Source organism: Amycolatopsis albispora, assembly GCF_003312875.1.
GTDB lineage: Bacteria > Actinomycetota > Actinomycetes > Mycobacteriales > Pseudonocardiaceae > Amycolatopsis > Amycolatopsis albispora.
The window spans coordinates 6,277,112-6,300,481 of the sequence record NZ_CP015163.1 but is presented as its reverse complement, the minus strand read 5'-3'; the positions used below and the strand labels follow the sequence as shown (position 1 = coordinate 6,300,481).

At 70.0% G+C, this 23,370-nt stretch carries 30 protein-coding genes; 18 read left to right on the top strand and 12 right to left on the bottom strand.

Annotated elements, in window-relative coordinates; all coding sequences use genetic code 11:
- Window positions 1–25: 25 nt before the first annotated feature.
- The 9 genes from A4R43_RS29805 to A4R43_RS29765 all read right to left on the bottom strand — a co-directional run bounded on the left by A4R43_RS29805 (window position 26) and on the right by A4R43_RS29765 (window position 9,961).
- Complete coding sequence (locus tag A4R43_RS29805) at window positions 26–1,060, bottom strand: S1C family serine protease (RefSeq protein WP_205215107.1); 1,035 nt, start codon at window positions 1,058–1,060, stop codon at window positions 26–28.
- Window positions 1,057–2,010 carry a M48 family metalloprotease gene (locus A4R43_RS29800; RefSeq protein WP_098085316.1) on the bottom strand — a complete coding sequence of 318 codons (954 nt, stop codon included), beginning with the start codon at window positions 2,008–2,010 and terminating at the stop codon, window positions 1,057–1,059. Before A4R43_RS29800 ends, A4R43_RS29805 begins: the two co-directional genes overlap by 4 nt.
- A gap of 36 nt (window positions 2,011–2,046) precedes the next feature.
- Window positions 2,047–4,716: an ATP-dependent chaperone ClpB gene (gene clpB, locus A4R43_RS29795; RefSeq protein WP_098085313.1), complete on the bottom strand. Its 2,670-nt coding sequence runs from the start codon at window positions 4,714–4,716 to the stop codon at window positions 2,047–2,049.
- Between the two features lie 3 nt (window positions 4,717–4,719).
- Window positions 4,720–5,076 carry a chaperone modulator CbpM gene (locus A4R43_RS29790; protein WP_098085310.1) on the bottom strand — a complete coding sequence of 119 codons (357 nt, stop codon included), beginning with the start codon at window positions 5,074–5,076 and terminating at the stop codon, window positions 4,720–4,722.
- Window positions 5,073–6,065: a DnaJ C-terminal domain-containing protein gene (locus tag A4R43_RS29785; RefSeq protein ID WP_098085307.1), complete on the bottom strand. Its 993-nt coding sequence runs from the start codon at window positions 6,063–6,065 to the stop codon at window positions 5,073–5,075. Before A4R43_RS29785 ends, A4R43_RS29790 begins: the two co-directional genes overlap by 4 nt.
- Before the next feature lie 6 nt (window positions 6,066–6,071).
- Complete coding sequence (locus tag A4R43_RS29780; RefSeq protein WP_098085305.1) at window positions 6,072–6,722, bottom strand: nucleotide exchange factor GrpE; 651 nt, start codon at window positions 6,720–6,722, stop codon at window positions 6,072–6,074.
- Window positions 6,723–6,736: 14 nt separating this feature from the next.
- On the bottom strand, window positions 6,737–8,620 hold the full coding sequence (dnaK, locus tag A4R43_RS29775) for a molecular chaperone DnaK (protein WP_098085302.1): 1,884 nt from the start codon (window positions 8,618–8,620) through the stop codon (window positions 6,737–6,739).
- A 23-nt stretch (window positions 8,621–8,643) separates the two neighbouring features.
- Window positions 8,644–9,099, bottom strand: a complete 456-nt coding sequence (locus tag A4R43_RS29770) for a YflT domain-containing protein (RefSeq protein WP_236808363.1) — start codon at window positions 9,097–9,099, stop codon at window positions 8,644–8,646.
- Window positions 9,100–9,322: 223 nt separating this feature from the next.
- Window positions 9,323–9,961 (bottom strand): STAS domain-containing protein, encoded by a 639-nt coding sequence (locus A4R43_RS29765; RefSeq protein ID WP_158559783.1) that lies wholly within the window; start codon window positions 9,959–9,961, stop codon window positions 9,323–9,325.
- A gap of 266 nt (window positions 9,962–10,227) precedes the next feature.
- Between A4R43_RS29765 and A4R43_RS29760 the strand changes: the two genes are divergently transcribed.
- Entirely contained in the window at window positions 10,228–10,683 is a 456-nt protein-coding gene (locus A4R43_RS29760) for an Hsp20/alpha crystallin family protein (RefSeq protein ID WP_110341272.1), read from the top strand.
- A 104-nt stretch (window positions 10,684–10,787) separates the two neighbouring features.
- On the opposite strand, the gene A4R43_RS29755 is transcribed toward A4R43_RS29760, so the two are convergent.
- Window positions 10,788–11,576, bottom strand: coding sequence for a GAF and ANTAR domain-containing protein (locus A4R43_RS29755; RefSeq protein ID WP_220818364.1), 789 nt, complete (start codon window positions 11,574–11,576; stop codon window positions 10,788–10,790).
- 490 nt (window positions 11,577–12,066) lie between these two features.
- Between A4R43_RS29755 and A4R43_RS44840 the strand changes: the two genes are divergently transcribed.
- The 4 genes from A4R43_RS44840 to A4R43_RS29735 all read left to right on the top strand — a co-directional run bounded on the left by A4R43_RS44840 (window position 12,067) and on the right by A4R43_RS29735 (window position 14,589).
- Window positions 12,067–13,122 carry an STAS domain-containing protein gene (locus A4R43_RS44840; RefSeq protein ID WP_110341268.1) on the top strand — a complete coding sequence of 352 codons (1,056 nt, stop codon included), beginning with the start codon at window positions 12,067–12,069 and terminating at the stop codon, window positions 13,120–13,122.
- Window positions 13,010–13,492 carry an ATP-binding protein gene (locus A4R43_RS29745; protein ID WP_369973562.1) on the top strand — a complete coding sequence of 161 codons (483 nt, stop codon included), beginning with the start codon at window positions 13,010–13,012 and terminating at the stop codon, window positions 13,490–13,492. Before A4R43_RS44840 ends, A4R43_RS29745 begins: the two co-directional genes overlap by 113 nt.
- Entirely contained in the window at window positions 13,489–13,878 is a 390-nt protein-coding gene (locus A4R43_RS29740; protein WP_158559782.1) for an STAS domain-containing protein, read from the top strand. The genes A4R43_RS29745 and A4R43_RS29740 overlap by 4 nt, the downstream gene beginning before the upstream one ends.
- A 189-nt stretch (window positions 13,879–14,067) precedes the next feature.
- Entirely contained in the window at window positions 14,068–14,589 is a 522-nt protein-coding gene (locus tag A4R43_RS29735; RefSeq protein WP_098085288.1) for a hypothetical protein, read from the top strand.
- A gap of 57 nt (window positions 14,590–14,646) precedes the next feature.
- On the opposite strand, the gene A4R43_RS29730 is transcribed toward A4R43_RS29735, so the two are convergent.
- Window positions 14,647–14,973 (bottom strand): MerR family transcriptional regulator, encoded by a 327-nt coding sequence (locus tag A4R43_RS29730; protein WP_098087040.1) that lies wholly within the window; start codon window positions 14,971–14,973, stop codon window positions 14,647–14,649.
- Window positions 14,974–15,919: 946 nt separating this feature from the next.
- Between A4R43_RS29730 and A4R43_RS29720 the strand changes: the two genes are divergently transcribed.
- From A4R43_RS29720 to A4R43_RS29665, 12 genes are all read left to right on the top strand, one after another.
- The gene (locus tag A4R43_RS29720; RefSeq protein ID WP_098085284.1) at window positions 15,920–16,351 is read left to right on the top strand and encodes an Hsp20/alpha crystallin family protein; all 432 of its coding nucleotides are present in this window, start codon (window positions 15,920–15,922) and stop codon (window positions 16,349–16,351) included.
- Window positions 16,352–16,451: 100 nt separating this feature from the next.
- On the top strand, window positions 16,452–16,856 hold the full coding sequence (locus tag A4R43_RS29715; RefSeq protein ID WP_098085281.1) for a hypothetical protein: 405 nt from the start codon (window positions 16,452–16,454) through the stop codon (window positions 16,854–16,856).
- 2 nt (window positions 16,857–16,858) lie between these two features.
- A complete protein-coding gene (locus A4R43_RS29710) occupies window positions 16,859–17,053 on the top strand; it encodes a hypothetical protein (protein WP_098085278.1) in 195 nt (64 codons plus the stop codon).
- A 118-nt stretch (window positions 17,054–17,171) separates the two neighbouring features.
- Entirely contained in the window at window positions 17,172–17,507 is a 336-nt protein-coding gene (locus tag A4R43_RS29705; protein ID WP_127516257.1) for a hypothetical protein, read from the top strand.
- A gap of 8 nt (window positions 17,508–17,515) precedes the next feature.
- Window positions 17,516–17,851 (top strand): J domain-containing protein, encoded by a 336-nt coding sequence (locus A4R43_RS29700; RefSeq protein ID WP_228809437.1) that lies wholly within the window; start codon window positions 17,516–17,518, stop codon window positions 17,849–17,851.
- 209 nt (window positions 17,852–18,060) lie between these two features.
- Window positions 18,061–18,789, top strand: a complete 729-nt coding sequence (locus A4R43_RS29695) for a GAF and ANTAR domain-containing protein (RefSeq protein WP_098085274.1) — start codon at window positions 18,061–18,063, stop codon at window positions 18,787–18,789.
- Window positions 18,790–19,357: 568 nt separating this feature from the next.
- Window positions 19,358–19,807 carry an Hsp20/alpha crystallin family protein gene (locus A4R43_RS29690; RefSeq protein ID WP_098085272.1) on the top strand — a complete coding sequence of 150 codons (450 nt, stop codon included), beginning with the start codon at window positions 19,358–19,360 and terminating at the stop codon, window positions 19,805–19,807.
- A gap of 266 nt (window positions 19,808–20,073) precedes the next feature.
- On the top strand, window positions 20,074–20,286 hold the full coding sequence (locus A4R43_RS29685) for a DUF2905 domain-containing protein (RefSeq protein ID WP_098087038.1): 213 nt from the start codon (window positions 20,074–20,076) through the stop codon (window positions 20,284–20,286).
- 55 nt (window positions 20,287–20,341) lie between these two features.
- Window positions 20,342–21,118, top strand: a complete 777-nt coding sequence (locus tag A4R43_RS29680) for a redoxin domain-containing protein (protein ID WP_098085268.1) — start codon at window positions 20,342–20,344, stop codon at window positions 21,116–21,118.
- Window positions 21,119–21,139: 21 nt separating this feature from the next.
- Complete coding sequence (locus A4R43_RS29675) at window positions 21,140–21,448, top strand: glutaredoxin family protein (protein ID WP_098085266.1); 309 nt, start codon at window positions 21,140–21,142, stop codon at window positions 21,446–21,448.
- Window positions 21,418–21,894: a thioredoxin gene (gene trxA / locus A4R43_RS29670; protein WP_098085263.1), complete on the top strand. Its 477-nt coding sequence runs from the start codon at window positions 21,418–21,420 to the stop codon at window positions 21,892–21,894. The genes A4R43_RS29675 and trxA overlap by 31 nt, the downstream gene beginning before the upstream one ends.
- A complete protein-coding gene (locus A4R43_RS29665; RefSeq protein ID WP_098085261.1) occupies window positions 21,891–22,262 on the top strand; it encodes a nuclear transport factor 2 family protein in 372 nt (123 codons plus the stop codon). The genes trxA and A4R43_RS29665 overlap by 4 nt, the downstream gene beginning before the upstream one ends.
- A gap of 79 nt (window positions 22,263–22,341) precedes the next feature.
- On the opposite strand, the gene A4R43_RS29660 is transcribed toward A4R43_RS29665, so the two are convergent.
- Window positions 22,342–22,659 carry a DUF2267 domain-containing protein gene (locus A4R43_RS29660; RefSeq protein ID WP_050998041.1) on the bottom strand — a complete coding sequence of 106 codons (318 nt, stop codon included), beginning with the start codon at window positions 22,657–22,659 and terminating at the stop codon, window positions 22,342–22,344.
- A 96-nt stretch (window positions 22,660–22,755) separates the two neighbouring features.
- Between A4R43_RS29660 and A4R43_RS29655 the strand changes: the two genes are divergently transcribed.
- Window positions 22,756–23,361 (top strand): hypothetical protein, encoded by a 606-nt coding sequence (locus A4R43_RS29655; protein ID WP_098085258.1) that lies wholly within the window; start codon window positions 22,756–22,758, stop codon window positions 23,359–23,361.
- Window positions 23,362–23,370: the final 9 nt, after the last annotated feature.

Sequence of the window (23,370 nt, the reverse complement as noted above, 5' to 3'; positions counted from 1 at the left end):
CGATTAACGTGGGTGCTGAGGGTGCTCAGCCGGTGCGCGAGCCGATGGTCAGGGTGACGGATTGGGATGTGTCTGCGCGGATGAGGGTGGCCGGCACCTTCTGTCCTGGCTGGGTGTGTCGGAGGGCAGCCAGGAGGTCCTCGACGCTGCGGATTGGTGTGCCGGCGAATTCGGTGATGACGTCGCCGGTGCGGATGCCGCTGGCGGCGGCGGGACCGCTTTGGTCGATGCCGAGGACGAGTGCGCCGTGGTCGGTGTGTACGCCGAGTTTTTGTTGGATGTCGGGGGTGAGCCGGCCGAGTGAGATCCCGAGGTAGGGGTGGGTCGCGGTGCCCTTGGTGAGCAGCTGGTCGGCGATGTCGGTGACGGTGGCTGAGGGGATGGCGAACCCGAGAGACACCGCCCCTGCGGCGGGTGGGATGTATGCCTCGTTGATGCCCACGACCCGGCCTTGCGTGTCGAGCAGTGCACCGCCGGAGTTGCCGGGGGAGATCGAGGCGTCGGTTTGAATGAGGTCCACAAGGGACTGGGTTTGGCCGGCGGATCCGGGGATCTCGCGGTGCAGCCCGGAGATGATGCCGGCGGTGACCGAGTTCTCGAAGCCCAGGGGGCTGCCGATGGCCAGGGCTCGTTCACCGGGCCGGGGCAGGTCGTTGCGGTACTGCGGCACGGGCAGGTTCTTGCGGTCGGTGCGCACGACGGCGAGGTCGGTGATGGTGTCGGTGGCCAGGACGGTGCCGGGTGAGCGGGCGCCGTCGGCGTAGGCGATGGTGACCTCTCGCTGGGTTCCCACGACGTGCTGGTTGGTGACCACGACGTCCGGGCGCAGGACGACCCCGCTGCCCAGGTCCTGGCCTGCCTGGACGGTGACCACGCTGGGGCTGACCCGGTCGACCACGTCGGCGTACCCGGCCCCTGGCCCCGCGGGGGCCGGGGTGGTGGTGGTGGCGTTCGGCTGGGCGGGATTGCTCGATCCGGTCGTGCAGGCTGACAGCGCAATGGCCGCCGCCGCGACTGCACCGCAGATCCGCGCCGTTCGAGGGCTAACTGTGCTGTTCATCGCGCGAGGCTCCTCATCGTGGGGGCCAGTGCACCCGCCCAACTCGACCGGGGCGCGGGGCGCGCTGGACCCGACGGGCCGGCCGCTACCTGGCTGGCTAGCTGCCGCAGGCGGCGGATGCGCTCGGCGGTCGGCGGGTGGGTGCTGAACAGCGCCGCCACCCCGTCGTCGCTGAGCGGGTGAGCGATCATGAGGTGGGCGTAGGCGGCGTGTGGAGCGTCGGCGGGCAGCGGCAGCCGCCGTGTCCACTGGTCGATCTTCTGCAGGGCGCTTGCTAGAGCGAGCGGGTCGCCGGAGAGATCCGCGCCGTCGACATCGGCTTGGTATTCGCGGCTGCGGCTGATGGCGAGCTGGATCAGCCCGGCCGCGACGGGGGCGAGGATCAGCATCAGCAGCGCGGCCACCGGGTGGGGTCCGTCGTCGTCCTCGGTGGACGAGCCGATGGGCAGGAACAGGGCGAGGTTGGCCAGGCTGGTGAGGATCCCGGCCAGGGCGGCGGCGACGCTGGAGGTGAGGATGTCCCGGTTGTACACGTGGGACAGTTCGTGGCCCAGGACCGCGCGCAGCTCGCGTGGGGTGAGCAGACGCAGGATGCCGTCGGTAACGCAGACCGCGGCGTGGCGGGGACTGCGGCCGGTGGCGAACGCGTTGGGCTGGGCGATGGGGCTGACATACAGCCGCGGCATCGGCTGGCCGGCACTGGTGGCCAGCTCGCGCACCATCGCATGCAGCTCGGGTGCCTGCGCTTCGTTGACCGGGCGGGCGGCCATGGCGTGCAACGCGATCGTGTCGGAGTAGAAGTAGGCGGCCCCGTTCATCACCAGCGACAGCACGGTGGCCACGATGAGTCCGGTGCTGCCGCCGAGCGCGTAGCCGATGGTGAGGATGAGCGCGGTGAGCACACCGAGCAGCAGCGCGGTCTTGAGCGCGTTGGTGTAGCGCCGCACCATGAGGATTCACCTCCCGTTGTCGTCTGGTGTTGTGGGTTATGACCCGGTGCCGGCGGCTACTCGGTCGGCCGGGTCCTGGCTCGGGCCGGTGTTGGGGTTGTCGAAGCTGACCGTCAGCCCACCGTCGGATAGTCCGATGTGGATGGTGGCGCCGTCGTGCACGTCGCCGCCGAGCAGGGCGCGGCCGATGCGGGTTTCGACCTCGCGGGCGATGAACCGGCGCAGCGGTCGGGCGCCGTAGACCGGATCGAACCCTTGCTGGGCGATGAAATGCCGCGCCGGGTCGGACAGATGGAGGGTCATCCGGCGTTCGGCGAGCCGGCCGCGCAGCTCGTCGGTCATCAGCTCGACGATGCGCTCGATCTCGGCCTCGGTCAGCGGTTTGAACAGCACGATGTCGTCGATCCGGTTGAGGAACTCGGGCCGGAAGTGCCCGCGCAACGCCGCCATCACCCGCTCCCGCGCCTCCGGTTTGATCTCCCCGCCCGCCGTCGCGCCCTCCAGCAGATATTCCGAGCCGATGTTGGAGGTCATGATGATGACCGTGTTGCGGAAGTCGACGGTGCGGCCCTGGGCGTCGGTGAGCCGGCCGTCGTCGAGGACCTGCAGCAGCGTGTTGAACACGTCGGTGTGGGCCTTCTCGATCTCGTCGAACAACACGACCGAGTACGGCTTGCGGCGCACCGCTTCGGTGAGCTGGCCGCCCTCCTCGTAGCCGACGTAGCCGGGTGGGGCGCCGACCAGGCGGGAGACGGTGTGGCGTTCCTGGTACTCGCTCATGTCCAGGCGCACCATGTTGTCGGCGGTGTCGAATAGCGCCGCTGCAAGGGTTTTGGCGAGTTCGGTCTTGCCGACGCCGGTGGGGCCGAGGAAGACGAACGACCCGATCGGGCGGCGCGGGTCCTTGATGCCGGACCGGGCGCGGATGATCGCGTCCGCGACCAGTTGCACGGCCTCGTCCTGGCCGACCACTCGCTGGTGCAGGATTTCGTCCAGCCGCAAGAGTTTGTCGCGTTCGCCTTCTTGCAGGCGGGACACGGGGATGCCTGTCCAGCGCGACACGATCGCCGCGATTTCGTCCGCGGTGACGACTTCACGCAACAACCGCTGCCTGCCCTGCTTGGCCGTCAGCTGCTGTTCCTCGGCGTCCAGGCGGCGTTCCAGCTCGGGCAGCCTGCCGTGACGCAGTTCGGCGGCACGGTTGAGGTCGTAGTCGCGTTCGGCCAGCTCGGCGTCATGGCGCACCTGGTCGATCTCCTGCCGCAGCGACTGCACCTTGCGCAGCGCGGCACGTTCGGCCTCCCACTGCGCCCGCATGGCGTCGGCTTCGGCGCGCAGGTCGGCCAACTCCTTGCGCAACTCCGTGAGCCGGGACTGGCTGGCCGGGTCGGTTTCCTTCGCCAGCGCCGCTTCCTCGATCTCCAGGCGCATCACCCGCCGGGTCAGCTCGTCGAGTTCGGCCGGCATCGAGTCGATTTCGGTGCGCAGCATCGCGCAAGCCTCGTCGACCAGGTCGATGGCCTTGTCCGGCAGGAACCGGTCGGAAATGTAGCGGTGGCTCAAGGTCACGGCGGCGACCAGGGCGCTGTCCTGGATCTTCACGCCGTGGAAGATCTCCAGCCGCTCCCGCAACCCACGCAGGATCGAGATCGCGTCGGCCTCGTCCGGTTCGTCCACGAGCACGGGCTGGAAGCGGCGTTCCAGGGCGGCGTCTTTCTCGATGTGCTTGCGGTACTCGTCGACCGTGGTGGCGCCGATCATGTGCAGCTCGCCGCGGGCCAGCATCGGTTTGAGCATGTTCCCGGCGTCCATCGCCCCTTCCGCGGCGCCGGCACCGACGACGGTGTGCAGTTCGTCGACGAACAGCAGGATCCGGCCCTCGGCGGCTTTCACCTCGTTGAGCACGGCCTTGAGCCGCTCCTCGAACTCGCCGCGGTACTTCGCGCCGGCGACCAGAGAGCCCATGTCGAGGGCGAAGACGGTCTTGTCGCGCAACCCTTCGGGCACGTCGCCGCGGTGGATGCGTTGCGCGAGGCCCTCGACGATGGCGGTCTTGCCGACGCCGGGGTCGCCGATGAGGACCGGGTTGTTCTTGGTCTTGCGGGACAGGATCTGCACCACGCGGCGGATCTCAGCATCACGCCCGATGACCGGGTCGAGCTTGCCTGCGGCGGCGTCGGCGACGAGGTCGCGGCCGTACTTGTCCAGCGCTTCGTAGGCGACCTCGGGCATCGCGGAGGTGACCCGCTGGTTGCCGCGGATCGCGGTCAGCGCCTGCAGGAACCGGTCGCGGGTCAGGCCGTGCTCGTGCAGCAGCCGGCCCGCGGCGGTGGTGGTCCCTTCCTCGATCAGCGCGATCACCAGGTGTTCGACGGAGACGTACTCGTCTTTGAGCCGCTTGGCCTCGCGCTCGGCGGTGTCGAGCAGCCGGACCAGCCGCTGGGTGAGGAAGATCTGCCCCGGTGCGGCGCCGGGCCCGGACACCTTGGGACGGCGTCCCAGTTCGGTCTCCAGCGCGGTGCGCAGCGTGTCCGGGTCCGCCTGGGCCTGGGCCAGCAGCCGCGGCACGAGTCCGTCCGGGTCGTCCAGCAGCGCCAGCAGCAGGTGCTCACCGTCGACCTCGGTGTGGCCGAAGCGCACCGCCTTCGTCTGGGCGTCGTGCAGTGCCTGCCGGGATTTCTGGGTCAAAGGGTCGGTCTTGTCCACGGGTCACCTCCACGGTTGTCGTTGACTACGGCGCAGCGCGCGTTCCAGCTGGTCGACCCGGTCCAGCAGATCCAGCACCAGCCCCAGAGCGGCGTAGTTGACCGAGAACGCGGCGCGCAGTCGCTGCATGCGGGCCAGCCTCGCCAGCTGGTCCGGGGCGAACCACAGCGCCCCGGCCCGGTCTCGCTCTGGGTCGAGCAACCCGAGCGCGACGAACCGGGTCACCAGGTCCGGGTGGGTGCCGGTGGCGCGGGCGAAGGATTCCAGGTCCAGCCACCCACGCCGGTTGTGGTCGGGATCGCGCTGGTAGCGGATCAACGCATAGCTCATCGGGGCACCTGGGATCGAACTGTCGGTCATGACCGCCTCCTCGCCGACGTGCCGCGGGGGTCGAAGGTCGAGGCTGTGGCCAGTTCGGCGAACAGCCGGCGCTCGGCGTCGGTAAGCCGGTCGGGTACCACGATCCGCGCCTCGGCGTAGAGGTCACCGGCCTGGCCGCGCGGGTGGGGCATGCCCTGTCCGCGCAGCCGCAACCGCCGGCCGCTGGAGGTACCCGCCGGGACCTTCACCTTGGTCTGCCCGCCGGGGGTGTCCACCGCGACCGTCGCGCCCAATGCGGCTTCCCATGGCGCCAACGGCAGATCGACGGTCAGGTCTCGTCCGTCGACGCGGTAGCGCGGGTGCGGTGTCAGCCGCACCACCAGATACAGGTCGCCCGCTGCCGCGGCGTTGCCGATGCCCTGGCCGCCTTGCCCGGCCAGCCGGATCCGCTGCCCGTCGGTCACCCCGGCGGGAATGGTCACCCGCAGCGTGCGCGGCCCGTCGGGGCCGGGCAGGGTCAGCGAACGCTGCCCGCCCCGGTATGCCTCCTCGACAGTCAATTCGAGTTCGGCCTCCTGGTCCGCGCCCCGCACGGACTGCCCGCGGGCGCGGGCGGTGCGCTGGCCGAAGATGCTGCCGAACAGGTCCTCGACATCGAACTCGCCGCCGAACCCGGCACTGAACGGCGACCCGCCGAACCCTCCGCCGGGCCCGGTGTTCACCCAGACCCGCTCACCACCGGAACCGGACCGCGCGCCGGTGCCGGCGCGGGCGCGCTGCCAGGTCTCGGGGTCGACGCCCTCGGGCACCTGCCGGAAGTCCGGCCCGAACGCGTCGTAGCGGCGCCGCGTCTCCGGATCGGAGAGCACCTGGTACGCCTCGGAGACCTCCTTGAACCGATCCTCGGCCCCCGGTTGCTTGTTCACGTCCGGGTGGTACTTGCGCGCCAGCGTGCGGTAGGCGCGCTGGATCTCCTCCTGACTGGCGGTGCGCGACACCCCCAGCGCCTCGTAGAAGTCACGAGCCACCGAGCGTCACCCCCTGTCCCGCTCGTCTCGGGATCCGTCATCGGCGGCGCGGGCGGCGACCACGACCGTCGCCGGACGTAGTTGCCGGTCGGCGTCACCGTAGCCGGGGCGCAGTACCTCGACCACGGTGCCGGGCTTGGCCTCGGTGTCCGCGCGGGTGGACACGGCCTCGTGCCGGGTCGGGTCGAACGCCACGCCGTGGTCGTCGCGGCGTGGGTAGCCCAGTCCGGCCAGCACCGTCAGGGCCTGGTCGCGGACCGCGCGGATGCCCTGCACGATCGAGCCGGGGTCGGCGTCGGCGTGGGTCAGGGCGAGGTCGAGGTTGTCCACGACCGGCAGCCAGGCCGCGGCCACCCGGCCGCGCTCGTCAAGGCGTTGCCGTTCGCTGTCTCGGGCTACCCGCTTGCGCAGGTTGTCCAGCTCCGCGGCGGTACGCCGCCACCGGTCTTCCAGCTCGGCCACTTGTGCCCGCAGCCGAGCCACCTCGTCCTCGGGCTCGGCCTGGTCGGCCGGGGCGGCCGGGTCGGTTTCGGGAGCGGGCGGCTCGGCCCGCTCCCGCACGAACCGCTCCTCCCGCGGCTGCTGCTCGCCGACCGTCGCTCGGCCGCCGGGGTCGAGGTGCTCGCCGGGGCCGGAGCGGATGCGGTCCTCGGCCATGGCGTGCCCTCCTCTCACTCGCTGGTGAACTCGGCGTCGATCACGTCATCACCGCCGCCGTCCCGCCGGGCGCCGCCACCGGCCTGATTGCCGGCGGTGCCTCCGGCCGCGGTATCCAGGCCGTAGAACAGCTGCTGCAGCTCCGAAGTCAGCTCCCGCAGCCGCTCGATACCGACGGTGTCGTCCTTGACGGCCTGGTGAGCGTCGCCGATGAGTAGCTCCGCGCGGGCCTTCTCGTGCGCGGGCGCGGCGTCACCCAACTCACCGAGGCGCTTCTCGACCTGGTAGGCGATGGTGTCCAGGGTGTTGCGGGCGTCGACGCGCTCGCGGATCTTGGCGTCCTCGCCGCGGTGCCGTTCGGCGTCGGCGACCATCCGCTCGACCTCACTCTGGTCGAGGTTGGAGCTTTCGCTGATGGTGATGGTCTGTTCGGCGCCGGTGTCCTTGTCCTTGGCGGAGACGTTGAGGATGCCGTTGGCGTCGAGGTCGAAGGTGACCTCGACCTGCGGCACCCCACGCGGGGCGGGCCGGATGTTCTCCAACCGGAACCGGCCCAGCACCCGGTTGTCCGCCGCGCGTTCCCGCTCACCCTGCAGCACCACCACATCCACGGCGTTCTGGTTGTCCTCCGCGGTGGAGAACACCTCGCTACGCCGCGCCGGAATGGTGGTGTTGCGCTCGATCACCTTGGTCATCACCCCGCCCAGGGTCTCCACACCGAGCGACAGCGGAGTGACGTCGAGCAGCAGGACGTCGGACATCTCGCCCTTGATCACCGCGGACTGCAGCGCCGCGCCAAGCGCGACGACCTCGTCCGGGTTGACCGTCATGTTCGGGTCCTTGCCGCCGGTCAACCGGCGCACCAGCTGCTGCACCGCCGGGATCCGGGTCGAACCGCCGACCAGGATCACCTCGTCGATGTCGTTCGCGGTCACCTTCGCATCCGCCATCGCCTGCTGCACCGGGCCCATGCAGCGCTCCACCAAGTCCGCGGTGAGCTGGTCGAACTTCGACCGCATCAGCGTGGTGTTCAGGTGCTTCGGCCCGCCGGCGTCGGCGGTGATGAACGGCAGGTTGATCGTGGTCTGGGACACCGAGGACAGCTCGACCTTCGCCTTCTCCGCCGCCTCGTACAGCCGCTGCAGCGCCTGCGGATCCTTGCGCAGGTCGATGCCGTAGTCCTTGCGGAACTCCTCGGCCAGCCAGTCCACGATCCGCCGGTCGAAATCGTCACCGCCCAGGTGCGTGTCGCCGGCGGTGGCGCGGACCTCCACGACCCCGTCGCCGACGTCGAGCAGGCTGACATCGAAGGTGCCGCCGCCCAGGTCGAACACCAGCACGGTCTCGTTCTTCTTCTTGTCCAGCCCGTAGGCCAGCGCCGCCGCGGTCGGCTCGTTGATGATCCGCAGCACGTTCAGCCCGGCGATCTTGCCGGCGTCCTTGGTCGCCTGCCGCTGGGCGTCGTTGAAGTACGCCGGCACCGTGATCACCGCTTCGGTGACCTTCTCGCCCAGGTACTTCGACGCGTCGTCGACCAGCTTGCGCAGCACCGCCGCAGAGATCTCCTCCGGCGCGACCTGCTTGCTACGCACATCGAACCGTGCCGCGCCGTTCGGGCCGGACACCACCTCATAGGACACCGTGTCCCGTTCGGTGGCCACCTCCTCGAACCGACGGCCGATGAACCGCTTCGCCGACGCGATGGTGCCTTTCGGGTTCAGGATCGCCTGGCGGCGCGCGAGCTGCCCGACCAGCCGCTCGCCCTGGTCGGTGTACGCCACGACCGACGGGGTGGTGCGGCTGCCCTCGCTGTTCGGGATCACGGTCGGCTGGCCGCCCTCCACGGTGGCGATCACCGAGTTGGTGGTTCCCAGGTCGATACCGACTGCCTTAGCCATGAGAAGCGCCTCCCCTCACGTGATCAGGACTGGCTGGTCTGCAGCAGTTCGCGGGCGCGTTCGGCGTGCGCGGGGTCGACCAGCACCTCGTAGCGGTCGGCGATCAGCTGGCTGGCCGAGAGGAAGTCCCGGCGGCCACCGGAGAGCGCGTGCCAGATCAGGGCCGCCACGGCGCCGACCACCGCGCCCCACAGCAGCGCCCACAAGATCACCGCGAACCACGCGACCGCGTTGGTGGTGAACAGCGCCAGGAACACGCCGAACAGCAGCCCGATCCACAGCCCGTTGAGGGCGCCCAGCCCGGCTGCCTTCGGATATGTCAGCCGGCCCAGCACGTCTTCCACCAGGCGCAGGCCCACTCCGCTGATGGTGGTGTGCTCGACCGGGAAACCCTTGTCGGACAACGAGTCCACCGCGCGTTCCGCGTCGGCGTAGTTGTCGAACCCCGCCACGACCTCCCGGTTACGGGAGCTGGTCACCTGAGCCAATCGAGCCATTGCTTCCGCCTCCCTGCTGTTGTGAACTCGCCTTCGATGGGTCTCTCCGCCCCACGAGCGCTACTACACGCATGCCGCGCGTAGCGGGAGAGAAATCACCGGCCAACCACCCGCATACCCGCCGCGGCTCGCACCAACCGGGCTTGCGGTCACCGCCGCGGACAGGTCGACGGGGTCGCCCTGTCGGCTGGTGCGGATGCTGCACCTAGCGGGATGCCACGGGACTGCGGTGCCGGTGTCGGTCGCCGTGCCTGCTGCGCGCCGTGCGGCTGGGGTTGCTGCCGTGCGCCGCACCGCCGGGATGGAGCACCCGCTCACCAGGCAGTCGGCGTGGCGCGCGGTGCGCACCGTCCGGTGTGGGCCAGGGCGCGGTGGGAGCGCTGGTCCGGGGCGGTCGATGCGGGGCCGGCACCAGCTGGGCGTCGGCGAGCAGGTCGAGCTGGTTCAACGTCGCCGCGACGTGCCCGGCTGCCTCGGTGATCACCACCGGAACCCTGAGCACGTCACGGAGCAGGCGCAGCAGCAGCCCGAAGCCGGTGAAGTCCAGGCGTCGGACCCGGTGCAGGTCGATCACGACCTGCCGGGCGCCGCCGGTGCGCAGCCGGGCCAGCCACCGCGGCAGGTGCCGGGCCAGGCGCTCGGCCTGCTCCGCGCTCGGACGCAGAATCCATACGCCGTCGCCGGAGTCGGCCAGCACGCGCCCGGCGGGCACCCCGCTGGCACTGGTCCCACGGTCACGCGTGCACGCCTGCGGCATGAGCCGGTTCGTGCCGGTGCGCGCTGGCCGGGCGCCGTGCCCGGTGCTCGGCGCGGGCGTCGATACGAACGTCGGTGCACTCGCCATCCCGAACACCACCTCCCATCCTGGCGTCCGCGAGCAGAGCGGGATGAGTTGGCCGTCGTTCACCCAACAAGACGTGCACGACTCCATCCCGTGTTCCCGACACCACCCGTGTTTGTGACTCAGATCACATAAATCTTGAGTCGGATAGGCTCAACTTCGGGAACAAGAGGTGGCTCATGTTCGTCGTGGTGGATGTCCGGCCGCCGGGGCGACAGGTTCTGGCGGACGCGGTAACGACACGTGATCGAGTTGTGGAGGTGAGAGCCATGACGCTGCCTGCTGTGCGATCGTCGAGCTCGCTGCGGCACTGGGACCCGTTCCGGGAGTTCGAGGACCTCTACAGTCAGATGGGCCGCTGGATGGACTCGGTGGCCGGTCGCCTCGACGAGGGCGTGCGGGCCTGGTCGCCGCTGGCCGACGTGACTGAGACCGAGGACGCCTACCTGGTCGAGGTCGAGCTGCCCGGGATCAAGCGCGACGACATCACCATCGACGTGGTCGGCACCGAGCTGGCCATCAACGGTGAGGTCAAGGAGAAGGAGCGGCAGGGCTGGTTTAGGCACCGCACCCGCCGCACCGGCCAGTTCGCCTACCGGGTGACCCTGCCGCAGGACGTGAACGCCGACAAGATCGAGGCCACCCTCGACGAGGGCGTGCTGACCGTCCGTGTGCCCAAGACCGAGGCGGCCAAGCCGCGCCGCATCGCGATCAGCGGCAAGTGACCATCCCCAGGCAGTCCACCGGCAATGCCCGCGCCACCTGCCCCGCCTAGCACAGCCGCGGGTCGGTGGCGCGGGCGTTGCTGTGGCTGTGAGAAACCGGGCTGCTAGCTCGTCGCGGCTCCCGCGGTGGTGGCGTCAAGCCGGAACTTGGTCAGGGCGCTGTCGAAGGTGTCCTGTTCGTGGGCGGAGACCAGCATCTCGGCGACGTCCCGGAGTTTGGTGTTGGTGTTCTGCGAGGCTCCCTTGAGCAAGTGGAACCCGCCTTGGGCGTCGCAGCCGAAGTGGCGCATCAGCAGGCCCTGGGCCTGTCCGATCGTCTGCCGGGTCTCCAGCGCCACCTTGAGGTGGTCCACCAGGCGGCGGCTGTCGTGGAACAGTTGCGCGTTGTCGAACACCACGCCGGCGTGCACCGTCAGCAGCAGCGCGACGTCGTGGACGGTCTCGTCGAATCGGTGCGGCTCGTCGGAGAACACCGTCAGCACCGCCGACCCGCCCGATCCGCCGCAGCGGCGGGTCGGCACCGGCAACACCAGGACACTGCGATAGCCGTGCTCGGCCAGACGCGCGCTGAACCGCGGCCACCGCTGATCGGTGTGCGTGTCGTCCACCCGGCGAGGTTCGCGATACCGCAACGCTTCCACGAGCGGGCCGTCACCGGTCAGCATGTCCTGCGTGGGCGCCGCTGCACCCGGCGTCGCGCAGGCCGCCACCACGTCCGCTTGCTCGGCCCGCGCGCCGGTCATGGTGACGGTGACCGCCGCGCAGCCCGGCACGGTGCGCAGCACCCGCTCGGCAAAGCGTCCCAGCGCGCCCGTCACGTCGTCGTCCTCGACCAGCCGCGACACCTCGGCCAGCTCCTGGGAGATGGTCAGCAGCTCGGTTTCGCCGGTCATGCGCACAAACCCCTTTGTCGCGGCAACGGCCACGGTCGCGCGGACTCAACCCCGGCCTGCCGCGGGAGCGCCGGAGGCGACCTTCATCGCATCCGATGCTGCGCTGCTGAACACCGACCGTCGATGACCGTACCGAAGTATCGAGGTCGCCCCCGACGACCCCAAGTCTTGGCACCGCCCGCGCCGACCGCAACCCTGTCCAGCGCGCCGCCTCCCCGACAGTGCTTCGCCCTCTGGAAACCGGGCAGCGCCGTCACTAGCATGTCGGTCAGCTCGCGGTTGTGCAGTCAGCCGGGACGTGCTGCAAACCCACTCAGGTGGAGCAGGACAACCAGGCCCATCCGCACCTGCGACGGCTCGCGCACCGCACGACTTCGGCGCGGGCCACGGCCGGCGTCCCCTCCGCCGCATCGCGAGACGGAGGTCTGGCCGTGTTCCCTGCCCACCCGCTGCCGCCGCGACGTTCCAGTCGACCTCCCTGGGGCGTGTCATGACCGACCGCCTCATTCGGCCGCCCGGCGCCGGTGAGCCCGACCACCCGGACCACGCGCACGCCAGCCACGGCACGTGTCCCGCGTTCCGGGTCGCGCTGAGCAGCCCCACACCCAGCGCGCTGCTCGCCGAGGTTCACGGCGAGCTGGATCTCCTCACCGCGCCCCAACTGCGGAGCCGACTCACCCACGCCCTAACCGGCTCCCGGCACACCGTGCTCGTCACGGACCTCACCGACGTGCGGTTCCTGGGCGCCGCTGGCATCACCGCGCTCCTGCAGGCCCGCGAGCACGCCCACCAGCGCCGGATCGCGTTCCGGGTCGTCGCCACCCACCGGCCGGTGCTCCTGCCGCTGACCCTGCTCGACCTGACCACCACGTTCGACGTCCACCCCAGCCGTGCCCAGGCCCTGGCCGCACCGTCATACCTCGCAGGCAACGGCCGCGTCCGGCGCGAACAACCACCGACCCGGACGGCGGCGAGCCAGGTTCAGAAGGCCACGGCCCCTGACACGACCAGGCGGCACGCGCAACCCGAACTCCACCAGGCGCGCGACGACACAACATCCATAGACCGTGGTGAGGGGATGCAACCTCATCGCCATCAGGCTGTCCGGCGAGTGCGAGCCCACTCCAGCGCGCAACCGACTCGCGGATCGCCTCGTCACCTGGCAGCGTTGCCGGGCACGCCGCTGGGTTGCGATGGAAACACCGCCCACGCCGTGCCTGGGCGCCGCTGGGTCAGTGAGCTGGTCGAGTGGAAGTCGGCCCAGGGAACGACACGGCACCTAGCGTGGACACCGCTCAGGTTTGCTGTGGTGAACCGTCGGGTATCTCCGGGGATGACTCTTCGCCGTGGAGAGTGTTCTCGGACGAAGGTGGTGTGGTGCCATGTCCACCCAGGCGTGGGAGACGGCAGGCAGCACCTCGACAGCGCCCGGCGTGAGCTGCGACCTCGATACGACACCGACCAAGCACGTGCGTCGGCTGGTCCGCGGCTTGGTGGCCGACCACGGCGGCGTGGTCGTCGAGGACGCCGTTCTGGTGGCCGATGAGCTGGTCAGCAACGCGCACCGACATGGTGCGCCCCGGCGCACCTGCCGCGCCACGCTGATCCATCATGGTCGGCGGCTGCGGATCGAGGTCGACGACACCGCGAGCGGGCTGCCCCGGATCCGTCCGCCGGATCACTCGGGGGGACGCGGCCTGCTGCTGGTCGACCGGCTGGCGTCGGCCTGGGGCGTGCAGCACCGCGCCGGTGGCAAGACGGTGTGGGCCGAGCTGGCCCTGGACGGCGCAGGACATAACGGTGCGTCCCGGCATCTGGCGGTGGCACGCGCGCGAGGCACCGAACCCCGTAGTGGCGGCTCGCTCACCTCGGCATCCTGGCCCGCCCTCACCGACACCTCCCACGTGCCGACGTGACCCCTCCCAGCGAGCAACCGCCGCCGGTGGAGTTGAGCATCCGCTCGCACCGAGAGGCCGACGACGGCACCCTGGTGATCGAGGTGACCGGCGAGGTCGACCTGGACACCGCGCCGCACCTGGCCGCGGCGATCATCGAGTGCCTCGATCGGGAGGCCAGCCGCGGCCCCTGCATCCTGGATCTGACCGCGGTCACGTTCCTGGACTCCGCCGGACTGACCGTGCTGCTGCAGGCCACCCGGCACGCGGGACGGCGGCACGCATCGCTGCCGGTCGTGGTCGACGCGAACCGTCCCGTCATCAGGCCCATCGAGGTCACCGGCCTCGACGACGTCCTGGCGCTCTACCACACGGTCGACGAGGCGCTGCAGGCTCCCAGACCCTAAGCCGCCCCCTGGGTTGCTGAGAGAGCGTCGGCGGCCACCGACCTCCGGCTGATGCATCCGAGCGATGCGCGGCGACCGGTGGTGCACGATCGCGCCGACCCTGGGGTGGAGCGGTCACGGTTCACTCGTTCGGGTTGAGTCCGCCGTCGGGCCGCGGCCATTGTGGTCCGCCGACCGTAGGGTGGCCGCGTGCGCGCCATCACCCGCAGCAACCAGGTCGCTGGCGGTGCGCACGGCACACCCCCACCACGGGATCACCTCATCATCGGGTGCGCGGGCGCCGAGCAGGTGCCAGGCCCGACCGTGCGCTACGCCGTGATCACACCCGAGGGCCTGTTGATGGTGCGCGAGGCGGTCGGCGACACGGGGCCAGACGAGTGGGGTGAGCCCTACCAGCACGAACTGTGGACCGCGGTACGCGACCAGGTCGATCCCGACGGCGGCGCCGTCAACGGCGTGCCGCTGGCCGGCGGGATGCGCGCCAAAGTGGCCGACGCGGCCGATCACCTGCCGCGAGTCCACCCGCCCAATCCGGTCGGCTCGGCCGTGCTGATCTCGCTGAGCTGCGCGCCGCGGGTCTGGCGCGGCAGCATCGCGATCATGGGCGAGGAGACCGACGAGGGCATCACGACCTCGCTCACCGCCGACCAGCTCGACACGCTGGCCGGGGCACACCGGCGGGCCCTCTCCTTCTACGCGCGCTGCCGTTGATCCCCGCACCGGCGCGGACTGAGCCGATGCGGAGCCGTGACTGAACGTGCCGGGCGATCAGGGTTGCGTCGCGGTGTCCAGCCGGCTGCGCAACTCGGCGATCTGGGCGTGTGCGGCGGCGAGTTCGTCTTCCAGCGCGATAATCCGGGCGCTCGCGACGATCCCGTGGCCGTCGTCGAGCAGACCCCGGATGCGCGCGGCGAGGTGCAGCTGGCGGCGGCTGTAGCGGCGGTGCCCACCACCGGAACGCTGCGGACGCACCAGCCCAGCGGTGTCCAGGCTGCGCAGGAACGCCTGCTGCACACCGAGCATCATCGCGGCCTGCCCGGTGGTGTACGCCGGATAGTCGACATCATCGAGATCGCGCAGATCAGTACTGGTCACGAGCGGGCCTCCCACGGACACCACGGGTCGACCTGACCCTCACCCGACACTCTCCGAACCACGGTACCTCCAGTGGCGCCTTGACATAATCTACAGTACTCACTATAAGAAAAGTATCGGTCAGAACCTGGTGGACACACAGCTGGGGAGTGATCGAGATGGATGGCACGAGCATCGCCCGCACGGCGGGAAGCGACCTCGCGTGGCCCCTGGAGGTCGGGCCGGCTCGCTTCGCCGACCTGATCTGCGCGGAGCCCGCGTGGGTGCGCGCGGAGTTCGACGCGATCGTCGCCGCCAACTTCGGCTCCTCCGCGACGCGGCCTCTCCCGCCGCACGACCGGCCACCAGGACCAGCGCCCACCCGTCGCCACCGCGGCGACGAGGCGTCGTCGCGCCGCGACCCGCTGTCCCACGCTGTCAGCGGTGATCTCGCGCGGACCGCGCGGCGAGTCGGAGCTCGCGAACGGTCTCCTCCGCCGCCGCTGTGCGACGCCGCGCCGACCGCGCGGACCCTCTTCCCGGATCGCAGCACCAGCGAACACGTAAGGAGGTGATAACGGCACGACCGTACCGGGGCACCATCACGTGAACCTGCCCGTGGCAGCCGGCTCTCGTCGTTGGCTGGCACACCGGTGAGCAATGCCAGCACCGCGTCTCGTGACGCACCTACCGACCCGCCACGGCCAGCACCGGTCACGGTCGTCGCTGGGGACAGCGTCCAGCCTTCCTCGATCATGTGAATCCGCGAGGCCCGCCACTGCATCGCCAGGGCGGGCTTCGGCGCGTCCGGGCACCCCCAGGTTCCCTCGCCGTCGTCGCCGAAGTTGTGGTCACGGGAACAGAAAAGCTGAGCGGACCGTTAGCAAGAATGAGCGGCGGGGATGCAGCCCCGTCCGATCGGAACTGACCTGATCGACAACCTGATGGTGTGGAAGGAGACTGTGACATGTTGATGCGTACCGACCCGTTCCGCGAGCTCGACCGGCTGACCCAGCAGTTCTTCGGCGCCAACGGAACCGCGGCCCGTCCCGCGGCGATGCCGATGGACGCCTACCGCACCGGGGACGAGTACGTGGTCGCATTCGACCTGCCCGGCGTCAGCCCGGACTCGATCGAGGTGAACGTCGAGCAGAACGTGCTGACCGTCAAGGCCGAACGCCCCGGCCAGACCAAGGAGCACGTGGAGTACCAGGTCGCCGAGCGGCCCCGCGGCGTGTTCAGCCGGCAGCTGTTCCTGGGCGAGGCTCTGGACGCCGAGCACATCCAGGCCGGCTATGAGGCCGGTGTGCTGACGCTGCGAATCCCGGTGGCTGAGAAGGCCAAGCCCCGCAAGATCGCCATCAGCGCCGGCAGCGACCGCAAGCAGGTCAACGCCTGACCCGCACGCCCTCGCCGGCCCCGCCGACGCGCCCCGTCGGCGGGGTGTTTCCGGGGCCGTGCCGGGGGAAGCCGACGAGGTGCGGGAAAGGAGGGAACCGATGACCGACACCAGGCATGACGGCGCGGCGCCGATCGACGCAGCGCGGACCGAGGTCGCGCGCGTCGGCGGGACGCGGATCGACGGGGCGCTGGCCGATGCCCGGCGGCGGCTCGCCGACACCGCCACCGCCCTGCGCACCGGTTTCCCTGGCGCGGCCGAGGTGTCCGCGGTCATCACCGGCACGCACGAGGTCACCACCACCCTGGCCGACCTGGTGCAGACCCTGATGGACCGCACCCCGGCCCTCGCCGAGCGGCACGGCCCGCAGGTCAGCAACGAGATCCACGCCGATCTGCGGGCACTGCACGGCTGCCTGACCACCGGCGCACTGCTGCTCGCCCCCGCCCTGGACGACCTGGCCGGTACCAACCGCGACGGGAAGACGCCGCAAGGGGAGGAATGACGATGAGCCTGGACAAGCCCTGGAACGACGTGGCCGACCAGCTGCGCCCCGCCCGACCCGACCTGGAGGACGAGTCCGGCGCGGACCCGCTCACCGAGCCGATCGACGTGGTCGAGGCCGACCCGGCCGACGTGGCCGATCAGCGGCGCGTCGTGCCGCTGCCCGACGAGCCCGCCGACGACCAGTCCTGGCCGTGATCGACGGGAGCAACGTGCGATGCCCCGTTCCCGCACTCTTTCAGGATCACCGCCCGGCGCGTCGCTGGCCGTCGCGCTGACGAGGGTGACCGAGGCCGTGCAGCACGCGGTAGGCCGCGTGACAGCCGGCCACGGGCCCGGCCCTGCCGGCCTGCGCGAGGAGACCTGGCAGCTGATCTATCTGCTCGGCGCGTTGGGTGACCTGGCCGCAGCGCTGGCACCGCAGGTCGGCGGCTATCCCGAGCGGTATCGGCTGCGTGCCGACGACGACGTCGACCCCGCCGAGCACGTCGCCCGCACCTGCCGGGAACTGGCCGCGCTGCGCCACGCGCTGGACGAGGCGGAAGGTGCCGCCCGCGAGGTCTACACCGCCGTCAGCCACCTGCACACCGTGCCCGAGAACACCGTGCCCGAGGACACCACGGGAACGGCGAGCAGGACCGACCATCCCTGACGGAGCGGATGACCATGTCACCGTCACCGGTACCCGACCCGTACGAAGTACTCGGCGTCTCGCGGGAGGCGACGCCGAGCGAGATCGCCGCGGCCTACCGGGCACTGGTGCGCCACCTGCACCCCGACGCCGCGCACGCACCCACCGATCCGGCCCGCCTGACCGAGGTGCTCGCCGCCTACGCCGAGTTGCGCGATCCACGCCGACGCGCGACCGACGACCGCGACCATCCCGCCCCGTCACCATGTCGAGAGCCCATCTCCATTCCCGTGCGGATCCACCGCCCCGGTGCGCGCAGCCAACCCGACCTGCGAGTCGGCCCCGTCCGCCGCCACCTCCACTGACCGCGCGACTGACCGCCTCCGCACCGACTTTCACCGGGTCCGCGACTTGATGCCCGGCAGGCGTGTCACCACCGGTTCCCGCAGGTCATGTGGCATCGACTGCGCTGGCGCACCGGATGCACCCCCAGGGTTCATGGGTAACGGGCGGCCTGACGGGATACCCGAGGTAGTCAGGCGTTGCGGCGCCCGGCAGCCGACGAGAGGCAATCATGGACCGCGCACGGGACGAGATGTGGCCACAGGTGCTGGACGAGGTCACCGGCGCGCTGGAAAGCCTGACTGCGGCGTTGGGCAGCGTGGACGACTTCACCGTCTTGCTGCAGCAGGTGTGCGCCCAGGTCACCAAGGCCATACCGGGCGTGGACGAAGCGACCGTGACCCTGCTCGACGATGGCAACGCCCGGACCGCGGCCACGACCAGCGACGTCGTCGCCGGCCTCGACGGTGACCAGTACGCCCTCGGACACGGACCCTGCCTCGACGCCGCGCGATCAGGCGCGCTGGTGCGCGTGTCGATCGCCCAGGCCCGTGACCGCTGGCCGGACTTCGCCCGCGACGCCACCGAGGCAGGATTCGCAAGCTTCCTGTCCGCGCCGATCGTCATCGACGACGGGCACGCCGGCGCGGTGAACTGCTACAGCACCCACGCTCACGGCTTCGCCGAACTGGACGAGAAACTGCTCGACCTCTACACCAGCGCCGTCACGGCGGCCCTGCGCGTCTACCACCGCTACCAACACGCCCGCCGCACCGCCGCGCACTTGCGGACCGCGCTGGAGAGCCGGGCGGTGATCGACCAGGCCAAAGGCATCCTCATGGCGGTCAGGCGGATCGACGCCGACCAGGCATTCACCCTGCTGGTCGAGCAATCCCAGCGCGACAACATCAAGCTGCGTGACCTCGCCACCCGGTTCGTCGCGCACGTCACCAGCGCGTGATCCCCGACGAGGCGGTGATCGTCGTCAGCCAGCACTCCGGTTGTCCACCGACCGCTTCGGCGAGCAGCTGCTGGGTGGTGCGCAGCGCGGCAGCCAGTCGCGTGCGCCGGTCCCTCCAAGTCGTCGACGCGACGCTGGGTAGATCTCCACCCCACCTATGCTCTCGCACTCACCGCACAACCCACCCCGCATGTCTGACCACCGCCTGGCCACCTGTCCACGCAGGCGCACACCGTCACACCTGCCCAGGCTCGGCAGGACAGCAAGTGCGCGCCGCCGGTCAACCGTGCGGCCCTGCCAAATCAGGACGGTCCGCGGTGCTGATGTGCTCTTGCGTCTGATTCCCGAGTCGACAGGCCGTTCCAGCACTGCCGTCACACCATCCTTGAACTGCACCTTCATACTTCAATCCATTTAGCAATAGATCGACGCGTGAACTACATCACATAGGGAACATAGGTCAGGAGTAGTGCGTTGCTAGGGATGTCAGCGACGTGATGGTGCTGACGCGACGCGGTTGTCCGCGACGCGAGCACACGGACACGACGAAGGGAAGGAGGAGAACGCCATGCTGATGCGTACTGATCCGTTCCAGGCGCTGGACCGGTTGAGCCAGCAGTGGTTCGGCAGTGGTTTCGGCGGCGGCCTGTCGCGGTCGGCGGTCATGCCGATGGATGCCTACCGCTCCGGCGATGAGTTCGTGGTGCACTTCGACCTGCCCGGCGTGAGCCCAGAGTCCATCGATGTCGATGTGCAGAACAATGTGCTGACGGTCAAGGCGCAGCGCACCACGGTCATCGACGAGAACGGCGAGAAGGTCGAGACGATCATCAGTGAGCGGCCGACCGGCACGTTCAGCCGGCAGCTGTTCCTGGGTGACACCCTCGACACCGGCAACATCCAGGCCAGCTACGACGCCGGGGTCCTGACCCTGCGCATCCCGGTCGCCGAGGAGGCCAAGCCGCGCAAGATCGCCATCACCAGCGGCACCGGGGAACGCCAGGCGATCAACGCCTGACCCCTGGTCGCCGCTCCGCGGTGATAATTCGGCGCTCACCTCAGTGCACGTGGTGACGCGGTCATCGACGCCTGGGCGCCCCTGACCCTTTCCGGCGGCCTGGGCGCGAGCCGCCCGGCGTCCTGTCGACGCGGCAGCACGGGTGAAGTGCCGACCGTCCCGTCTCTTACGAGCCGGTCGTCGTGCGCGGTATTTGGCCGCGCACGACGACTGGCTCTGTTCTGTTGGTGGGGAACATCGGGAAGCGGTGGGAGGAGAGATCCACGATGGGCACGAATATCGGGCCGTACGTGGTGGCGGCGGGACTGGTGCTCGCCGTTGTCGGCGTGCTCGCGTGGACCGGTGGGCTGTCGTGGTTCGATCGTCTCCCGGGCGACATCCGCCTCATCGGCGAGAACGTCCGCGTCTACATGCCACTCACGTCCATGCTGTTGGTGTCCGTCGTGCTGTCTCTGGCCATGACGCTGCTTCGCCGATGAGGCTCGCGCCGACCGGCGCCGCGCCACCCGAATCTTTGTCAGGGAGGTGAGGATCATGATTCCCGCTCGTGGCTGGGATCGGCTGCACGAACTGGAGCAGCGGTTCGCCGACCTCGGTGACCGTCTGGACGCGGACTCCCCGGTGACCGAGGCACTGTCGGTGCTGCACGCGATCACCCAGGAAATCGTGCAGCACGTCCCCGTGACGGGGGAGACACAGGCCGTGGGGCACCAGGCGCCCGACGGCATCACCACGCAGGGCGTGACGCTGGAAGACGTCGCGAACTTGCACCGCAGCGCGCCCCCGATGCAGGGCGCCCGCGAGTCCACTGGCCTGGCGGTAGGCACCCGAGCACCCGATTTCACGTTGCCAGACGCGAAGAACCGGCCGGTGAGCCTCGCCGATTTCCGCGGGCACCCGGTCCTGCTCGTGTTCTACCCGCTGGACTGGAGCCATGGGTGCAGTCGACAGTTGGAGCTCTACCAGCAGGAGCTGCCGGAGTTCGCCAGCCGGGGTGTGACCGTGCTTGGCATCTCCGCGGACTCCCTCTACAGCCACGGCGCCTGGGCGGCCGTGCGCGGCATCACCTTCCCGCTGCTCGCGGACTTCCACCCCAAGGGTGAGGTCGCCCGCCGCTACCAGGTCTGGCGCGAGTCCGACGGGTTCAGCGAACGCGCGCTCTACCTCGTCGACGCCGACGGGGTCATCCGCTACGCGCACGTCTCGCCACAGGTGGACCACATCCCGGACATCTACGAACTGTTCGACGCGCTCGACCAGGTCGCCCAGCAACCCGCGTCGCGCGAACCCCACGACCTGACGAACCTGTGACCTGTCGAGGAGGTGACGACAATGACGATCCCGATGGTCGCCCCGATCAACCGCGCCGCCCGCACCGTCGGCACGGTCGCGCCCGCCGCGGTCGTCGTGTACGGAAACCGCTGGTGTGGCATCACCCAGATGGTGCGCCGCCTGCTGGACCGCGCCGGCGTGCCCTACCAGTACGTCGACCTGGACCTCAACCCCCAAGCCAGGCAACGACTGCGCTGGCTGGCCGGCGGAGACATCCGCAACCCCGTCGTCTACATCGGCGGCCAGTGGCTGGAACAACCCACCATCCAGGAGCTGCAATGGGCACTGACACGACACGGACTGCTGTAACCGGGGCGATCACACCGTGCCCTCGGTGCGGGCGCCGCAACCGGACTCCGGTTGCGGCAGCCGGCCATCCCCGCTGCGGGGCGTGCAAGACCGACCTGCCCTGGCTGGTCGACGCCGACGACACCAACTTCGAACCCGCCGTCCAGCACGGCACACTGCCCGTCCTCGTGGACATCTGGGCGCCCTGGTGCGGCCCCTGCCGCACGATGGCCCCGGTCATCGATCAACTCGCCCGCGACCAGGCCGGACGGCTCAAAGTCGTCAAGGTCAACGCCGACCACGCGCCCCGCACCGCCCAGCGACTCCAGGTCCGCGGTATCCCCACCCTCATCCTGATGAGCAACGGCACCGAACGCGGCCGGATGGTCGGCGCTCAACCCGCGCACGCCCTCCAGAACTGGCTCACTCAACAGGGGGCCATCGCCGGGACAGGAGGACCAAAATGATCTCGACCACCGGCGACGAGGTGATCGACCTCGAAGAACAGGGCTGGCAGGCCCTGTCGTCCACCCCAGAGACGGCGCGACGGTTCTACGAGCACATCCTCGACCACACCGCGGTCATGCTCCTACCCGGTGGCCTCGTGCTAGACAACCGGACGGCGATCCTGGACTCGCTGTCCGGCCCACCCTGGTCCGCCTACCAGCTGCGCGACCCACAAGTGCTCCACCCCACCAACGACACCGCGATCGTGACCTACGAAGCGACCGCCCACCGAGACGACGCACCCACCTACACCGCCCTGACGAGCAGCGTCTACGTGCGCCGCACCGACGGCTGGAAGCTGACCTTCCACCAGCAGACACCCCGATAGCACCCGCAGGAGGCAGCGCGTGCCGACAGCGTTCCCAGGCAACAGCGGGCACACCGGCCGCTGAGCTGGGTCCTCCGGCTCAGTTCAGCGGCCCGATGCTGCCCGCATCGACCAACTCCCGCACATCGGCCGGCAATGCCTCGCACACCTTGTCGACCACGCCGCCGGTCGTGGCTTCGCGGAACACCTCGAACACCACCCGTGCCCGGTACACCGCCGCCGGCTCGTCGGCGCGGTCCCGCTGGACGACTCGCATGACGAACTCGCCACGGTCGAACCGCACGCCGCTGCCCGCGCCGCCCATCGTGACCGTGCGCCGCAGGTGCTCGCTAATCTCCTGTGGCAGCTGCACCGCATCCCGCGACACCCAGAACACGCCAACCCGCCACGCCACCATCCCTCCCGAAGTGGATCAACACCCACCTTCAATAGGGAACTGCGGTGGCGCGGCCAGGGACGCAGCGTCGCCTTCACCTACACCGATGGCCGTCTGGTGTCCGATTCGCTCCACCTGTGCGGCTTCGTGTACCTGGTCGGCGACGACGAGGGCGAACTCAGCGGCGCGATCACCACCGACGAACTGGTCACGCTCCACTGGGACCGCGATCAGGCCGTGGACCTCGATGCGCTGCGTGGGGTGCTCGACCAGCCGCGTGTCACCGCCTGGTCCGGAACGACGCTCGGCAGGAACGAGTCGCATGACGGGCTCTGGCTCCGCCTGACCGTGACCGACCCTCGCGTGTGCCGGATCAAGGTTCACGCCGACGTCCCACCCGAGGTGTGCGACCCCGTAAGGGGATGGTGGCGCATGGCGCTGGTCGACGGCGACACGCTGGTCTACCTCACTGCCCGGCGACTGGAATCCGGCGACGAGGTGTGCTGGGAACTGGGCGCGATCGGTCATGGCCCGGCCGCCGCCGAGGTAACCGAGTACCTCTGCGAGGAGATCCGATCCTGGGCGCCCGAACGGAACCGGCACACGCCATCGCTCATCGTCTATCCGGCTGGTACTCCGGACAGCGAACTGGCCGGCTCCGCCATCGACAAGACCCACAGCAGGTTCGTCCTCACCTACGGCGACCTGACCAGGGTGACCTAACGCTGGCCT

Coding starts and splice junctions, on each gene's coding strand:
- A4R43_RS29765 (WP_158559783.1), bottom strand. CDS start 9,961: ATGGCGAGTGCACCGACGTTCGTATCGACGCCCGCGCCGAGCACCGGG.
- A4R43_RS29700 (WP_228809437.1), top strand. CDS start 17,516: ATGACCATGTCACCGTCACCGGTACCCGACCCGTACGAAGTACTCGGC.
- A4R43_RS29665 (WP_098085261.1), top strand. CDS start 21,891: ATGATCTCGACCACCGGCGACGAGGTGATCGACCTCGAAGAACAGGGC.
- A4R43_RS44840 (WP_110341268.1), top strand. CDS start 12,067: ATGACCGACCGCCTCATTCGGCCGCCCGGCGCCGGTGAGCCCGACCAC.
- A4R43_RS29755 (WP_220818364.1), bottom strand. CDS start 11,576: ATGACCGGCGAAACCGAGCTGCTGACCATCTCCCAGGAGCTGGCCGAG.
- trxA (WP_098085263.1), top strand. CDS start 21,418: ATGGGCACTGACACGACACGGACTGCTGTAACCGGGGCGATCACACCG.
- A4R43_RS29715 (WP_098085281.1), top strand. CDS start 16,452: ATGACCGACACCAGGCATGACGGCGCGGCGCCGATCGACGCAGCGCGG.
- A4R43_RS29685 (WP_098087038.1), top strand. CDS start 20,074: ATGGGCACGAATATCGGGCCGTACGTGGTGGCGGCGGGACTGGTGCTC.
- A4R43_RS29680 (WP_098085268.1), top strand. CDS start 20,342: ATGATTCCCGCTCGTGGCTGGGATCGGCTGCACGAACTGGAGCAGCGG.
- A4R43_RS29660 (WP_050998041.1), bottom strand. CDS start 22,659: ATGGTGGCGTGGCGGGTTGGCGTGTTCTGGGTGTCGCGGGATGCGGTG.
- A4R43_RS29760 (WP_110341272.1), top strand. CDS start 10,228: ATGACGCTGCCTGCTGTGCGATCGTCGAGCTCGCTGCGGCACTGGGAC.
- A4R43_RS29675 (WP_098085266.1), top strand. CDS start 21,140: ATGACGATCCCGATGGTCGCCCCGATCAACCGCGCCGCCCGCACCGTC.
- A4R43_RS29695 (WP_098085274.1), top strand. CDS start 18,061: ATGGACCGCGCACGGGACGAGATGTGGCCACAGGTGCTGGACGAGGTC.
- A4R43_RS29800 (WP_098085316.1), bottom strand. CDS start 2,010: ATGGTGCGGCGCTACACCAACGCGCTCAAGACCGCGCTGCTGCTCGGT.
- dnaK (WP_098085302.1), bottom strand. CDS start 8,620: ATGGCTAAGGCAGTCGGTATCGACCTGGGAACCACCAACTCGGTGATC.
- A4R43_RS29805 (WP_205215107.1), bottom strand. CDS start 1,060: ATGAACAGCACAGTTAGCCCTCGAACGGCGCGGATCTGCGGTGCAGTC.
- A4R43_RS29790 (WP_098085310.1), bottom strand. CDS start 5,076: ATGACCGACAGTTCGATCCCAGGTGCCCCGATGAGCTATGCGTTGATC.
- A4R43_RS29780 (WP_098085305.1), bottom strand. CDS start 6,722: ATGGCCGAGGACCGCATCCGCTCCGGCCCCGGCGAGCACCTCGACCCC.
- A4R43_RS29720 (WP_098085284.1), top strand. CDS start 15,920: ATGTTGATGCGTACCGACCCGTTCCGCGAGCTCGACCGGCTGACCCAG.
- A4R43_RS29710 (WP_098085278.1), top strand. CDS start 16,859: ATGAGCCTGGACAAGCCCTGGAACGACGTGGCCGACCAGCTGCGCCCC.
- A4R43_RS29690 (WP_098085272.1), top strand. CDS start 19,358: ATGCTGATGCGTACTGATCCGTTCCAGGCGCTGGACCGGTTGAGCCAG.